We start from the raw sequence: 13,938 nt of genomic DNA on the forward strand, positions 1-13,938 counted from the left end.
TTCCCGCTCTGAAAATCGTGGCGTCGAGGATCCGGTGGCGTGGTATCGGCCGACTGAGCCGGAAAGTAGGAGGATGCGTAGGTCCAACCGAATAAGTCCTCGGCCTGTTCATGTAAGATGGCTGAATTTGCGCGTCAGCAGACTCGGCAGGAGGTATTTTGCTGGCTATGCCAGCAGCTTATGATGATTCGAATTGATCCAATGGAAGCCGTAAACGCTGTTTATGGCGACGGGGACGCGGTGACTGCCGCAATTAATGCGTTCACTGAATCGACCTTTCTCACGCGCGGAGGGCGTCTCGGCAGCGGGATGGGAAGTCTCATCGAAGCGCTGTGGGTCTACTACATGAACAATGCCCTTCAGAATGAAGGGGGAGTTGCGCGTGTGTGCGAGTTGGCTTGGTTACCTGATCATCAACCAGCCGACTTTGCTTGCCTCCATCGAGAGGCGGACTGGCACCCTGAATCCCGCACCGGAGAACTTTTTCGGATTGAGGCAAAGTCCATGAACCTCGGCGTAGACGAGGCAAAGGGGCACTTCACGAACCTGGCTCGCGAGACATCTGAATTTGATCAGCTTCTTGTGATTGTGTGGTCGTGGACCGAACGGGACCGGCATTACCGGTGGCCGCGCATTCACGACTACTTCATAGGGCCTTCCCTACCGATCATTCGGTTGCGCGACCGTCTACACTTGGCGCGAGGCGGCTCTTTTGTTGAAGACGGGCGCTGTCCTGATGGATGTGACGTACATCCATGTACGCATGTTGGTGAACCCCTAAATGCGGTTGGCATCCGTGAGCGTCGTACCGGACCAATTGCCAGTAAAGGGCCGAAGGCCGACTACGCGGCTAACTTTGGCGGTCTTCTACGCATGATAAAGACCTCTAACCCGGCGGCCACTGCCGCCCTCCGCGAGGAACGCAGGAACTGCGATGTCTGCCATCGCTTCATTAGCTTCATACACAAATACTATCCCGACGAAGAGTTTGGCCAGTATCGTATCGCCGACTGGCGATACATCGCGCACCAGCTTGGAATAGACTTCCGCGCGAAAAACCGCTCAACCATTCGGGAAGAGGTAGCTCTGGCCCGGCCAGACTACCGCGAACTGCTTCGCGCGTTGCCCTAGCCCAGTTCAAACGACTTGGAGGCGATTTTCACCGTCTTGGAGGGATTGCAACAAGGATTCAGCAATCGCCTCGGGCAACTGCTCCACTTTTCGGCGCAGTTCACCCAAGGCCAAATCAAGCCGTTCAAGATGAACAGATAATTCTTCCTGAAACTCGATAGGCGGCGCGGGAATCGGGAGGTCCAGCAAGTCAGATGCGTTCATCCTTGGGAGTGAGGCTCCAGATCTCAGCTTCTGGGCGAACTGAGCAACATAGGATGATGCAAGCGCGTAGCGCAGATAACGAGCCGTCAACTTTCCGGGTATCGGCTGCAAAACGATAAACTCGGTTGAGCAGATCCCAGGCGATACGTCAGGCCCAGGAAGATACACTTTGTTGAGCTCGGGCCTCAGACGCCCGAAAAGGACGTCGCCTAGCTCATAAACCTTTGATCGGGACTTTATTTCGATGGGTTTACGGGGCGCGAAGTCAACCAACTCTCCGGTTTGCGACCGGATATTCTCAAGGCCGAGGTAATTGACGTCATCGACCTCAAGAGACTGCGGATCGACAGCCGCCTTTTTTTCTATGACCAACTTCTTTAGCGGCACCATTGGAAACGCAGAGACTTGGGATATCGTCTCCGATGAGAAAAACGACACCGTCCACCGCCGAGCAGCATCTAAATCACCGACTGACGCCGTTCCAACCCACATGACTACCACCCTTCCATTTCGATAAAATCACGAAAATTACGCGTCATTTTTTTGAAATCGTCTGGTGGTACCGGCCTTCCTGTCGAATCATGCCCAATTGAACTTAGGTTGGCTAAAAATACATTGTAATCATTTCGCTTTATTTCTCCGAAGTTATATTTTCTAACGACGATGAAGCTGGTTTTTATATTAGCGCCAAACGGAGCGAAGGTTTCGATTGGAAGGCTTACGACCGCACGTAACATGGCCTTAGCTTTGATCCATTCGCGAACATAAGCCGTGTTCCGATTGCTCAAAATACTATCTGGCAAGACTATGGCCATTCGCCCCCCGGGACGAAGTAGCGAAAGGCATCTATCAATCGCTACAATTTCAAGCGAAACCGAAGACATGCCGGCTCGGCGACCGTCTAGGATCTCAAATGGGCCCAGCTCCGACATGGCTTCTTGAGGCAAATCCACCCCGAATGGCGGGTTGGTTGCCACAATATCAAATGTTTCGGGATATAGATCCGGGTAACTAGGGAACTGCAAAAGGGAATCGACGCAGCGAATGTTGCTGTGACCGTCACCGTGGAGACGCATATCGGTCATGGCGATGCGAACCATGCGATCGCTTTTCTCAAGGCCATGAAGTCTTGAGAAGGCAAACTCATGAAATTGCTTTTCGGAATAATCGCCTGTGGATCGCACGTAGTCCAATGCAGCCGTCAAAAAGTGACCCGACCCGCAGAATGGATCCACAATGACATCACGGACCGTCGGCGCAAGCAGGTCAATGCAGAGTGAGATGACTGATTTAGGGGTGAAGTATTGCCCCATTCCAGACCTAGTGACAGGCAGCAATACATTTTGAAAAGCTCTACCTTTTATATCGACCGGAGATTTACTTAAGTCGTATTCTTCAAGTATGGCTACGACCTTGGCGATGGCCTGGCTTGAGAGGACAATGGAATCTCGAAAAACTCCACGCGACCGTAAGTATGACGGTATTCGGTTTGCAAATACATCTTTGTCGTATTGAATGGCTTCGAAATATAGAGTCCTGATCGCCGAAGCGCACTCTTCAATTGAATGGTAGATTGAACGCTGGAATCTGAACGATCCGGATTTTACGGCGTGCTCTTCATCAAAGAGCTTTGCGTATAATATTTTACAAATCTCATCCAATGCATCAGGCGCATGCAGTCCATCAATGTCCCGCATTGCGCTATGAACTTCGAATAGGACATTTTCCAGCCGATGAGTGAGCGGTCGCAAGCCATCCTCTTGCCCCCGGTCAGCGCGCAGCATCATCTGAACCGGGGCTTGGTGCGTCCTGCTCTCGAAGGCCACGGCAACATCAACATCGCCGGTTCGGAAGCTCTTTCGAAGCACGATGCTAACAGAACCATCGCGGCTAAAGCCGATTGCGGAACTGATTGTTTTGCTTGCTTCAAGGATCTCCCGGAGCGCGTCCTCAGCCTCATCACCTAGAGACGCGAGAAGATACGGCATTCCTGACGAATTGTTCAGGGTAAAGATGTCATCGCGCTCGCCTTCTGGAATATTTGCCAGCCGGTGATTTTGATCCACAGGCCAACCGAGCCCACGTAGGGCATGTTCCAAAATAGCGATTTCGGACAACATGTCGTATTTCATAATGACGGCATGTCGTAATGACCTGCCCGAGGCAAGCTCTTGAGCCCTTCTAGTCGTGGTTATGCACAGGAGGGAATGATCCGTGGACCGCGCACCGATTGGTGGAATCTCGTGGCTAGAGCTCGTTTCCCTACCTCAGCGCCCCAAGCAGGACCCAAGTGGTTTTCCCACGCGAAAGGCCTTCCAGCCGTACCTGCCGGATTTCCTCGCTCAACGTTCTTTGAGGTGGTGGTGCGCTTACGTGCTTCCAATAGATTCGATATGTATTTGATCAAAAAATGCAAAAATCATGAAAAGATGTCATTTGGCCCCAATTTTGACTCCATTTCTTGTGATGGGTTTCACATAACGTCTCGTTGTGAACCAAGAGGAATTTCTTTCATTGCGGGCGATGCGTCAAGAAATGTTTTGAGATCTGTCGGAGCTGTGGATTTTATCGGCCCACATAGTGCATCTTGCGGTCAATAACAGGGCAAAGGTGCCGAGTTGATAAGCGGGCGCACCGGCGAGGAAATGCGTGGACAGATGAAGCGCGTCCATGAAGCCAACTATGGCGTCTATGGCTCTCGCAAGGTCTGGCTTAATTGCGGCGCGAGGGCGTCGCGGTCGCCAAATGCACGGTGGAGCGACTGATGCGTGCCATGGGCTGTCAGGCGTTCGCCGGAAAGGAGGACGATCACGACCGTCAGCAACCCAAAGGCGCTGTGCCCGCTCGATAAGGTCAACCGCGAGTTTCGCGTTGCCCGGCCCAACGCCTTGTGGGTGGTCGATTTTACTTACGTCCACACGTGGACTGCCTTCGTCTACGTGGCTTTCGTGAAGTCAATGCGACATTCGCCTTTAAGAGACACGATACCGCACGCCCCCAGTGCGGCAGATACATGAAGCCCTGTAGGGATCGGCACCGCCGCTCCCGTAAATACAGCTCATGAGCCTAACATGGGGCGTCTTCCAACTGCCGGGCTAGATAGGCACGCACTTTCACTTCCGTCGACGAGCGGGCGTTCCGCCCGGCCTTAAGCCTAAATACGAACGAAGGATCGCCCATAGCCTCTCGACCGAAGCGCGCAGGAGGCATGCGATAGGTTTTTAAAAAACTTTCAATTTCCTGGATCAACATAATCGACTCCGACATAATGTTCCCATTATGTTCATATGAAATTTCCTACTTGTCTAGGAAATTTCATATGTGAATTTCGCTGCATGCCCGACCAAGTGCGAAGAGGGTTTTAAGGTTATTGACCGAACGTGGCGCTGAGCAGCGTATCGCAAATCGGAATGCGGCCTACATTCAGCACTTTGTGAAATGTCGCGCCCTAAGCTGATGTTTCCGCATTGCGGAGGTACACGCCCGCTGACAGGCTCCTCGCGCTCCGCTTTGGCTACTCTGCCGATGCCGTGGCGGTGCGGGCAATGGTGAAACGATGAGCGCGTTAACGGCGGAATAACGCCCTTCAGCGCCACGACGTCGCCATCCAATGGCAGTCCCACATGGTGGGGGCCCAAGCCATAATGAATTTTGTAGGACTTGTCCTGTTGCATTGTAGGATTTTTCCTACGATGCTGCCTCCCTGCTCTGAGAAAATGGAGGCGCTCATGTAGCAACCGAATATCCAATCAGGCAACCGACAATAGTCGAGTCGGCGCAGAGAAGAGTCGCGAAGCGCGTGCGCTGAAAAAGATCAATTTACAATTTATACAATAAATAATATTTTACGAAGCATTTTTAATAGTTTCGTGGAAAGTCTATATTTTCCTAATTAGCATTTTTTGGAGTTGTTATGACCGATATTATTGTAACTGCATATCCTGGAACTATAGATGCAGGAAATACCGGCACCCAGCCTGCTGTAGGTACACAGCAAATACTCATTGCACAGGCTCAGCAGTATTGGCTTGGACCAAACAAGGTCATCCTCGATAAACAAGCAGATGTCGTGGGTGATGACATCACCGTAATCGGCACCAAAATGAAGCAGGCGAGTTTATCGATTTACCAAAACGCCTTTGCCGGCGGTGGTGGTCATTTGATCAATGTTCCGATCCTTGGCCAGATCTCCAATGCAGAGCTTGTCGGGATCCTGCGCAACCTGAAGTTCACCGCCACAAATCAGATCTTCAGCCCAGGCCGTGCTGGCGAAAATCTGGTGGGCCAAGGAAATTCCGAAGTGCCAGTCACCATCAATGTGACGGCACTCCGCCAGTATAGCCTTCTAACGGGCGGCCTCGCCTACCTCGTTTTTCACGAGGTCGCGCATGCGCTACAGGCTATGCAGATCTACAACGCACAGTTGTGGGAAGCTTATCGGAATGGCCCGGGCGCAGGACTCTCTTATGCCGACCAACTCGCCCAATATCCTAGCAGTGACCAATTCAAAGCGAATGAAGCACGTGCCAACACAATCGCAAGGTTTTTGGCAGGTGGCGGAGCCAACTGGAACTTCACGCCGGAAAACGGCTACGAGTGATTAAACGTTGAACGCTGAGGGGCTTGTCCGGCTGCTCGATACTCGGCCGCCGGTCAAGCCCCTCAAGTGGCAATTGCTCTATCTCCATTCCGATCTTTTGAATCTTCGTGGTGGCTCAACATAGTTATTGCTTGCCAATCGTCTTGCCATCGGCGTCGAGTTTAGACGCTCCGCCGTGAAGGCGCCTAATGGTCGTAATTTTCCCGTTTGCGACATCGTAGGCAACCGCATCATATCCCCAGCAACAGTCAGGGGGGGGCGTCCTGCCCCAGCTCGCCATAGAATTGAAATACTCGATAAACAGGATGCGGCCCGAAGAGGCATAACCGGGCGAAAGCTTGAATGAGACGCCGCTTGCAGTGAGTTTGGGTCCAAACGCTTTGAGCCACTCAGTTTTCCCTTTTGCGACCATTTGTCCGTCTTCGAAAACCGAAACGTTGTCCGCAAGAAGAGCGGAATATGCCGACTCATCCTTGGTTGTGAAGGCTTGAACTATCCTGTGCGCCACGTCGACTTGATCGGTGGGCATTGGAGGCGGTGGAACCTGCGCGATTGAGCCAGAAGTGGGAACCAATAACAAAGCAGCCATCGCTGTGCGTCGTAGCCATGCCATTTTCATCGTTTCTCCGTCCTATTGATACATCTTTGGAATCAAAGGATGGCTTGCGCAATGATTAATGACCAGCGGCTTGGTTTTCACCGCTTCCCATAACTCTACGTAGCAAAGCGTTATGCCGCAGGGAGACCTGTCGCTAGGACGCACGGGTTGCTGTTACCGCCTTTCAGTTCAAACTGAACGTCCCAACATTATTCCCCTCGCCGGGCCGCCCAATTCAACCCTTGGCTGATACGCGCCTGGAGGGCGGGACCCACGCGGCTGCCCCCCAGCAAGCGTACCGCCCGCGGCCCATCTCCAATGCCCTGCGAGTGGCTGGTTTATTCGGAAGCCGTCGTTCCTTGCGGCCCGAGGGGACGGAGGCAAGGTTAATACCTGATTGTTCCTGACTCAGTAGGTAGTCACAGACCAAATTCCTTCGTTGTGAGGTTCCAATCTGGCTGCCCCGTGCCAAGGCACGGCCGCGCTCTATTTCGCTGACGCTCAACCGAGCCGCCTGCAGCGTCTCGTCGGCATAGCCGTGACGATCGCTGGCGGGACGGGACGCTCATCGCGTCCCGTCAGCGGTCTCCGCGCCTGCGGCGCGTCGGCGTGTGCCTCGGCTCCAGGGTGACGGGGGGCGTCACGGCCCCTTAGCCCCGCCATGGCGAGCCGCAACCTGGGCGGAGCCCAGGTCCTCCACCCTGTTCCGGCCCTTCGGGTGCACCCCGCCATCTGAGGCGAGGCTTTTGGTCCGCTCCTGCCGCCCCCCGCCACCCCGGCGCCGGTCAATGGCGGTTGAGGAAAGGAACAGGAGAAATGGAAAGGACCAATCGCCAGAGCCTCTATGGAGAGGTCACTTCCCGCATCATTGCCGAGCTGGAAGAGGGCAGGCTCCCTTGGGTCCAGCCCTGGGATAGTGCGCGGTGCACGTGCCTGATGCCGCACAATGCCGTTTCCGGGCGCGTGTATTCGGGGATCAATATTCTCATCTTGTGGTGCGAGGCGGTGGAACGCCGGTTCGCATCGCAGCGCTGGCTGACTTACAAGCAGACCCTGGCGGCGGGCGGTCATGTCCGACGCGGCGAGAAGGGCACGGTCATTTGCTATGCGGATCGCTTCACCCCGAAGGGCGAGACCGAGCAGGCGCGGTGCGAGGATCGTGAGGCCCGGACGATTGCGTTCCTGAAACGCTTTGTCGTTTTCAACCTCGATCAGATCGAAGGGCTGCCGGCGAAGTATGCCGAGGAACCGGCGGTTCCCGATCCGGTCATGGCGATTGCCGAGGTGGACCGGCTGATTGCGGCCACCGGCGCGGACTTCCGGATCGGCGGCGATGAGGCGTTCTATGCGCCCAAGCTGGACTATGTGCAGGTGCCCTCGCAGGCAGCTTTCCATGAGCCGGTGAACTGGTTCCGGACGGCACTTCATGAACTTGGCCATTGGAGTGGCGCAAAGGGCCGATTGGATCGCGATCTGACCGGCAAGTACGGTTCGGCCGCGTATGCCAAGGAAGAGATGATCGCCGAGATAACTTCGGCTTTTGCCTGCGCGTCGCTGGGTATCCAGCCCACGGTGCGGCATTCGGATTACCTCGGATCCTGGCTTGAAGTGCTGCGCGCTGATGAGAAGGCGATCTTCCGGGCGGCCAGCGCAGCCAGCAAGGCGGCCGATTTCCTCCTCGCATTCGGGGAGGATGCAGCATGAGGTGGCATCTCTATCGGCTGGAACAGCGTATCCATGAGGCATTCCTGCGTAATGCCTTCCCGGAATACGAAGATCCGGAATTGCGGCGGCTGGCACGCGCGATTTATTCGCTGCCGTACCTGCCCAATCGGGCGTTCTGCCTCTGGCGCTTCGAAGGTCTTCGCTATGAGCAGATCGCCGAGCGTATGGGCATCAGTGTCCGCCGGGTGGAGAAAGAGCTCGGCTGCGCGATGGGCATGATCGTGCGCTCGCGGGATCGGCAGGAGCGCAAGGGCTGGTAAGCAACCGGGGCGCGTCCGCTGCGGCGGACGCGCCCCGGCCTTGTTTGCGGGGGCGTGGATTGTTCAGGCTTGCGGCGGGAAGTCGTCGACCAGGTACGAGATGGGACTATTCATCCATTCGGTAACGGCACTTTCGCGCCAACCGCAGCAGCGCTCGGCGATGCGAACCTGCCTCGGGAAAGTGCCCGACTGGATCTTGCGGTAGAGGGTCGCGCGGGAAAGGCCCGTGCGTTCGAGAACGACATTGAGGCGCAGGAAACGATCATGGGGCGTCATGTTCATGTGGCGTGTCCTCCGATTTCTTGAGGTGGACTGGCCGGCCATGAGCAAGATTGGGGCAAAGCGAGTAGGGCGCAAGTGCCTGAAAATGTAGGGGGGCACGAAGTGTACCCTATGTGCACTCTAACGGACCCCAACGGTACCCTACGGACACCAAAAAAGAGTCTCACCGCCGGAGGCGCGTGACTGGCGGCCCCGTCCCAAGCCGTCTCAAAGCACGCGGTGCGCGCGAATCACTGACATCGCAGGCACGCGAATCGCGCCAGACCTCGGCGGCGATCACGCCGCTTTGCTTGCCGGAGTCTCAGCGCCGCAGTGGTGCGATCAGGATCGCACTGCCCGCTATCGTGATCGCGCGTGTCCGGTGACCTGGCAAACATGCGCCAGCAGCGAGGCAACCAGCGCTCGAACCTCGTCGGGCGTGAAGCCGCCATCGTCGGGATGCTGGCCATCGGTCAGATTGCGACGGTTCCATTTCCAGTAGGGCGCCAGCACCTGCATTAGCCGTGCCGTCTCTGGGCAATCATAGCCGAATGCAGTGACGTTAGCGTACGCGAGCGACCGATCGACATGCAGGCTGATGTACCGCGCACACCAGCTGTCGGGAAAGCCGACATCGAGCAGATGTGAGGACAGCGCGAGCTGCGCGACGATGCCGGTCGAATAGAGAAAGTCTGGCCAGTCGAACGGCGCTTCGGGTGAAAGCATGGCCGCGAACTGTTCGGCCCGCTTGTAGCGATCCCGACTAAGGCTGCGGCCCTGCTTGGTGCGCAGCAACCGTACCGGTTCGGCGTCGTAGATTTTCCAGAGCGCAGCGAGCGCGGAGTTCTCATCGGGCAAGGAAGCGAGCGCCGCAGAAACAGCGGCGATTTCATCGGGTGAAGCAGCAGGAACAAGCACGTCCATTGGCACCTCCGGGTCCGCATCAAGGCGGGTTGGCGGAAGGTTTCGGGACAACTTGCGGACCAGTCCCGAACTCCCGCGCGCTAACGCGCGGGAGCCGCCGGAGCTGGTAACATGCAAGTGACATGCGCCGCCGCCTTTAACCCGAAGGCTTGGACATACGCGTCGGCACCCCGGAAAACTGTGTTTTCCGAGCTAGACTCACTTGCGGGATTACCAGTCCCGGCGCTGCCCTTTGCGCAGCGCCCTGGCAGGATAACAGACGGGAATCCTTCCGCCAAGGCTGCGCGGAGTGATCGGACATCAAGGCTGAAAAGCGGGAGATGAAGGCAACAAGCCCGGCATCCTCTACGCCTAAAACGTCAAAGCGTTGCGCCATCATGAAATGGACATCACCCGCCATGCCGAGCAGGCTTGCGAGCAATTCGCTGCGCGGTGGGAGACAAGGCCAAAGGTGCGCGGACGCTCCAAACCGGCAGGACTGTGAAAAGGCGGCCTGATGGAACTCGCAGCCGGGGTTCCACTCTGCGCCACGGAGTCGCCCGCGCACGACCGGTATAGCACAATTTTGCGAGGCCGGTCTTGTCCATTTCATTCGTCCGTGTCGGAAGCAGAACAACAAAACCGTCCCTGCCGATTTTTGACTACGGCTAGCTCATTCTCGATCAATGCCAGCTGGTTCTTGAGCGAACGCCCGCATGCCGCGCCGCCGCCATAGCGTCAGCGCTTGCTCACGATCTTCGCCGCGCAATCTGGCCGCTGCTTCGACGAGCAAACCGAGGATCGCCGCACGGTCATCCCCGGTCAGTTCGACCAGCTCGGCTTTCGCGATCAGCCCGCCGAGCTCGATGAGCTGGCGGGTGCGCTCGCGCCGCTTCACTTGCCACGCGCGAGCATCATGCCGCGCCCGGCTCGCCAAGTGGCAGTTGCGCGCTGCCTGGTTCCGCCGCAGCGCTGCCAAGGTTGCTGCGATCCTCGCTGCCAGTTCCTGCGCGAGCGCCTTTGCCGGCCCCTGAAAAGAACGCAGCGCCCCACTTGCGCCATGCCTCCTTTCTGGCAGCGTCCGTGGTGGTGGCAGCGTCGAGTAAGGCGCCGGCCAGCACTTCGGCGGAAAGGGCATCGGCTCCTGTCGCGTTCACCAGTTCTCCGAGCTGGCTGGTCTTGCGCATTTTGAGTTGCCGCGTCTTGTCGGTAAGCGCTTTGAGTTCGGCGTCATAGTCACGGGGTTTGCGCATCGTCCGTCCTTTCTTTGATCGAGGCGGACGGTTCAGCTATCGGGAGTCTCAGCGCCGAACAATAGCGTGAAATCTCTTGGGATTTCGCGTTCCCGAGTGCGATGAAATCGTTCGAGGGCGCGCTTATACGTCGTGCCGACGTGCTGCTTGAAGTGTAAATGGTTCGCCGCATGGCGATCTACCATTTCTCGGCCAAAGTCATTTCGCGCGCTGCCGGCTCCTCGGCGGTGGCCGCCGCCGCCTATCGTTCCGCCTCGCGGCTGCACGACGAGAGGCTGGGGCGCGATCATGACTTTTCCAACAAGGCGGGCGTGGTCCACTCGGAAGTGCTGCTCCCCGAGAACGCCCCCGAGCAGTGGCTCGACCGCGAGCGGCTGTGGAATGATGTCGAGGCGGCCGAGAAGCGCAAAGACGCGCAGCTCTGCCGTGAGGTCGAGTTCGCCATTCCCCGCGAGCTCGACCAGGCCGAAGGCATTCGCCTGGCCCGTGACTTCGTTTCCCGCGAGTTCGTAGCACGCGGCATGGTCGCCGATCTCAATGTGCATTGGGATATTGGCGAAGACGGACAGCCCAAGCCCCATGCCCATGTGATGCTCGGCATGCGTGAAGTGACCGAGGAGGGTTTCGGTCCCAAGGTGCGCGATTGGAACCGCACCGAACTGCTCACCCATTGGCGCGAAGCCTGGGCGACCCACGTCAACCAGCGCTTGGCCGAACTCGATATCGATGCGCGGATCGATCACCGTTCGCTGGAGGCCCAGGGCATCGAACTCGAGCCGCAGCACAAGATCGGTCCCGCCGCCTCGCGCATGGCGGGGCAGGGGTTGGAGAGTGAAAGGCTCGAAGAGCACCACGCGATTGCCCGAGCCAATGGCGAGAAGCTCCTCGCGAACCCTGGAATCGCGCTCGATGCCATCACCCACCAACAGGCGACATTCACCACCCGTGACCTCGCCAAGTTCGTTCACCGGCACAGCGACGGCAAGGAGCAGTTCGATCAGGTCTTGGGCGCGGTCAAATCCTCGCCCGAGCTGATCGCGCTCGGCAAGGACGGGCGCGGCGAGGATCGCTTCACCTCGCGTTCGATGATCGAGACCGAGAAGCGGCTCGAGAAGGCCACCATCAAGCTCGATGCCGGGCGGCGGCATGGCGTCAGCCGGGCCATGCAGGAAAAGGCATTGGCGCGCGCCGAGGCGAGGGGGCTCGTTCTCTCCGGCGAGCAGCGCGGAGCACTCGAGCATGTGACCAATAGCCGGGGTCTCTCTTCGGTGATCGGCTATGCCGGCACTGGCAAGAGTGCGATGCTCGGCGTTGCCCATGCTGCCTGGCGCTCGGCGGGCTATGAGGTGCGCGGCGCGGCGCTCTCGGGTATTGCCGCGGAAAACCTCGAGAGCGGCTCGGGAATATCGTCGCGCACCATCGCCAGCATGGAACGGCAATGGGCGCAGGATCGTGAACTGCTGACCGATCGCTCGGTGCTCGTCATCGACGAGGCCGGGATGGTCGGCACCCGGCAGATGGAGCGCGTGATCTCCGAAGCCGAGAAGCGCGGCGCCAAGGTCGTGCTGGTCGGCGATCCCGAGCAGTTGCAGGCAATCGAAGCCGGCGCGGCCTTCCGCAGCATTGCCGAGCGCCATGGCAGCGTCGAGATCATGCAGGTGCGCCGCCAGAGCGAGGAATGGCAGCGCGAGGCAACCCGCGATCTCGCCACCGGGCGGACCGGCGAGGCGGTGCTTGCCTATGAGCAGGCGGGGCATGTCCATGTCGCAGCCACCCGCGAGGGTGCGCGCGAAGCGCTGGTAGGGCAGTGGGATCGCGATCGTCAGCAAAACCCCACCGCGAGCCGGATCATCCTCACTCACACCAATGAAGAGGTTGGCGAGCTGAACCAGGCGGCGCGCGGGAAGATGCGTGAAGCCGGCGATCTGGGTGAGGATGTGGCGCTCAAGGTTGAGCGCGGTGAGCGGGCCTTTGCCGTGGGCGACCGGGTGATGTTCTTCCGCAACGAGCGCAGCATGGGGGTGAAGAACGGATCGCTTGGTACCCTTCGCAGTGTCTCGCCTTTCAGCATGGCGGTCATGCTCGACGATGGCCGATCGGTCGCCTTCGATCTCAAGGACTACGCTGACATCGATCACGGCTATGCCGCGACGATCCACAAGGCGCAGGGCATGACGGTGGACCGGGTGCAGGTTCTCGCCACGCCGGGGCTCGATCGGCATGGGGCCTATGTGGCGCTCTCGCGCCACCGGGCTGAGGTCGATCTCCACTATGGCAAGGATGACTTTGCCGATCGCTCGAAGCTGGTCCGCGCGCTGAGCCGGGATCGTTCGAAGGACATGGCCTCCGACTACAGCCCGGCCTTCGAGATGAAGCGGGAGCCGCAAGCCGAAATCGCCATCAAGCGCGATCCCTTTGCCGGGCTCAGGCTCAAGGCGCCGGTCATTGCCGCGCCGCCGAAGCCGCTCGAGGTGGCGGTGCAGGGCTATGGGCGTGCGGCACAGGAAATTCTGCGCATCAAGGCGATGGGGTTGAAGCCCATCGAACTTCAGCAGCAGGCGTTGGAACGAGCTGCCAACCATCTCGACAAGGTGCGCGAGCACGGTGCTCGCGATCTCACGGCGGCGATCCACAAGGACCCCGATCTCGCCGACGAAGCCGGCAAGGGGCAGACCAAACGCGCGATCCAGGCGATGATGGCCGAGCGCGAGATCCGCATCGATGCCGACTTGCGTGCCGACCGCTTCGTCGACGAGTTCCAGACCCAGACCCGGCTGCTCATGCGGATGCGCAAGATCGGTGACGAGCTGGGTGAGGAGCGGGCAGAAGCGCGAATCGATCAGCTCGCCAAGAGCCTTCATCGCGACCCGCAGCTCGAGTCGTTACTGCGAAACAGGGTCCGCGAACTGGGGCTGAAACCAACCGGGAAAGAAACGGTGTCGCACCAGATCCAGGAATGGCTCGGCCGCTCGCGCGACCGTGGGCTTGGGATAAGCTGATCGG

General features: G+C 58.2%; 12 protein-coding genes and 1 pseudogene. 6 read left to right on the top strand and 7 right to left on the bottom strand.

The genetic code is table 11. From position 1 onward, the window contains the following. Positions 1 to 117: 117 nt before the first annotated feature. Positions 118 to 1,131, top strand: a complete 1,014-nt coding sequence (locus ACZ1JV_RS09950; protein WP_465151439.1) for a hypothetical protein — start codon at positions 118 to 120, stop codon at positions 1,129 to 1,131. Between the two features lie 6 nt (positions 1,132 to 1,137). Here the strand turns inward: ACZ1JV_RS09950 and ACZ1JV_RS09955 are convergent, their stop codons facing one another. Together ACZ1JV_RS09955 and ACZ1JV_RS09960 are read right to left on the bottom strand one after the other, a co-directional pair. After that, positions 1,138 to 1,827, bottom strand: a complete 690-nt coding sequence (locus ACZ1JV_RS09955; protein ID WP_465151440.1) for a restriction endonuclease subunit S — start codon at positions 1,825 to 1,827, stop codon at positions 1,138 to 1,140. 2 nt (positions 1,828 to 1,829) lie between these two features. Continuing rightward, positions 1,830 to 3,467 (bottom strand): HsdM family class I SAM-dependent methyltransferase, encoded by a 1,638-nt coding sequence (locus ACZ1JV_RS09960; RefSeq protein WP_465151441.1) that lies wholly within the window; start codon positions 3,465 to 3,467, stop codon positions 1,830 to 1,832. Between the two features lie 522 nt (positions 3,468 to 3,989). On the opposite strand from ACZ1JV_RS09960, the pseudogene ACZ1JV_RS09965 reads away from it, so the two are divergent. Both ACZ1JV_RS09965 and ACZ1JV_RS09970 read left to right on the top strand, forming a co-directional pair. Further along, positions 3,990 to 4,286, top strand: a pseudogene (locus tag ACZ1JV_RS09965) (IS3 family transposase); the annotation flags it as partial. Between the two features lie 962 nt (positions 4,287 to 5,248). Beyond that, positions 5,249 to 5,935, top strand: a complete 687-nt coding sequence (locus ACZ1JV_RS09970) for a hypothetical protein (RefSeq protein WP_465136526.1) — start codon at positions 5,249 to 5,251, stop codon at positions 5,933 to 5,935. A gap of 124 nt (positions 5,936 to 6,059) precedes the next feature. Here the strand turns inward: ACZ1JV_RS09970 and ACZ1JV_RS09975 are convergent, their stop codons facing one another. Further along, positions 6,060 to 6,554: a DinB family protein gene (locus ACZ1JV_RS09975; RefSeq protein WP_465136525.1), complete on the bottom strand. Its 495-nt coding sequence runs from the start codon at positions 6,552 to 6,554 to the stop codon at positions 6,060 to 6,062. 795 nt (positions 6,555 to 7,349) lie between these two features. Here ACZ1JV_RS09975 and ACZ1JV_RS09980 point away from each other — a divergent pair. Both ACZ1JV_RS09980 and ACZ1JV_RS09985 read left to right on the top strand, forming a co-directional pair. After that, the gene (locus ACZ1JV_RS09980) at positions 7,350 to 8,237 is read left to right on the top strand and encodes an ArdC family protein (RefSeq protein ID WP_465136524.1); all 888 of its coding nucleotides are present in this window, start codon (positions 7,350 to 7,352) and stop codon (positions 8,235 to 8,237) included. Beyond that, the gene (locus tag ACZ1JV_RS09985; protein WP_465136523.1) at positions 8,234 to 8,518 is read left to right on the top strand and encodes a sigma factor-like helix-turn-helix DNA-binding protein; all 285 of its coding nucleotides are present in this window, start codon (positions 8,234 to 8,236) and stop codon (positions 8,516 to 8,518) included. The genes ACZ1JV_RS09980 and ACZ1JV_RS09985 overlap by 4 nt, the downstream gene beginning before the upstream one ends. 63 nt (positions 8,519 to 8,581) lie before the next feature. On the opposite strand, the gene ACZ1JV_RS09990 is transcribed toward ACZ1JV_RS09985, so the two are convergent. The 4 genes from ACZ1JV_RS09990 to ACZ1JV_RS10005 form a co-directional block, all read right to left on the bottom strand. Further along, a complete protein-coding gene (locus ACZ1JV_RS09990; RefSeq protein WP_465136522.1) occupies positions 8,582 to 8,800 on the bottom strand; it encodes a helix-turn-helix transcriptional regulator in 219 nt (72 codons plus the stop codon). Positions 8,801 to 9,139: 339 nt separating this feature from the next. Continuing rightward, a complete protein-coding gene (locus ACZ1JV_RS09995) occupies positions 9,140 to 9,703 on the bottom strand; it encodes a hypothetical protein (RefSeq protein WP_465136521.1) in 564 nt (187 codons plus the stop codon). A 652-nt stretch (positions 9,704 to 10,355) separates the two neighbouring features. After that, a complete protein-coding gene (locus tag ACZ1JV_RS10000; RefSeq protein ID WP_465136520.1) occupies positions 10,356 to 10,580 on the bottom strand; it encodes a conjugal transfer protein TraD in 225 nt (74 codons plus the stop codon). Positions 10,581 to 10,596: 16 nt separating this feature from the next. Next, entirely contained in the window at positions 10,597 to 10,935 is a 339-nt protein-coding gene (locus tag ACZ1JV_RS10005; protein ID WP_465136519.1) for a conjugal transfer protein TraD, read from the bottom strand. Between the two features lie 170 nt (positions 10,936 to 11,105). Here ACZ1JV_RS10005 and traA point away from each other — a divergent pair, with 170 nt between their 5' ends. After that, positions 11,106 to 13,934 carry a Ti-type conjugative transfer relaxase TraA gene (gene traA, locus ACZ1JV_RS10010; RefSeq protein ID WP_465136518.1) on the top strand — a complete coding sequence of 943 codons (2,829 nt, stop codon included), beginning with the start codon at positions 11,106 to 11,108 and terminating at the stop codon, positions 13,932 to 13,934. The last annotated feature ends 4 nt before the right edge of the window (positions 13,935 to 13,938 follow it).

It is taken from the genome of Novosphingobium sp. BL-S-19 (assembly GCF_055521675.1).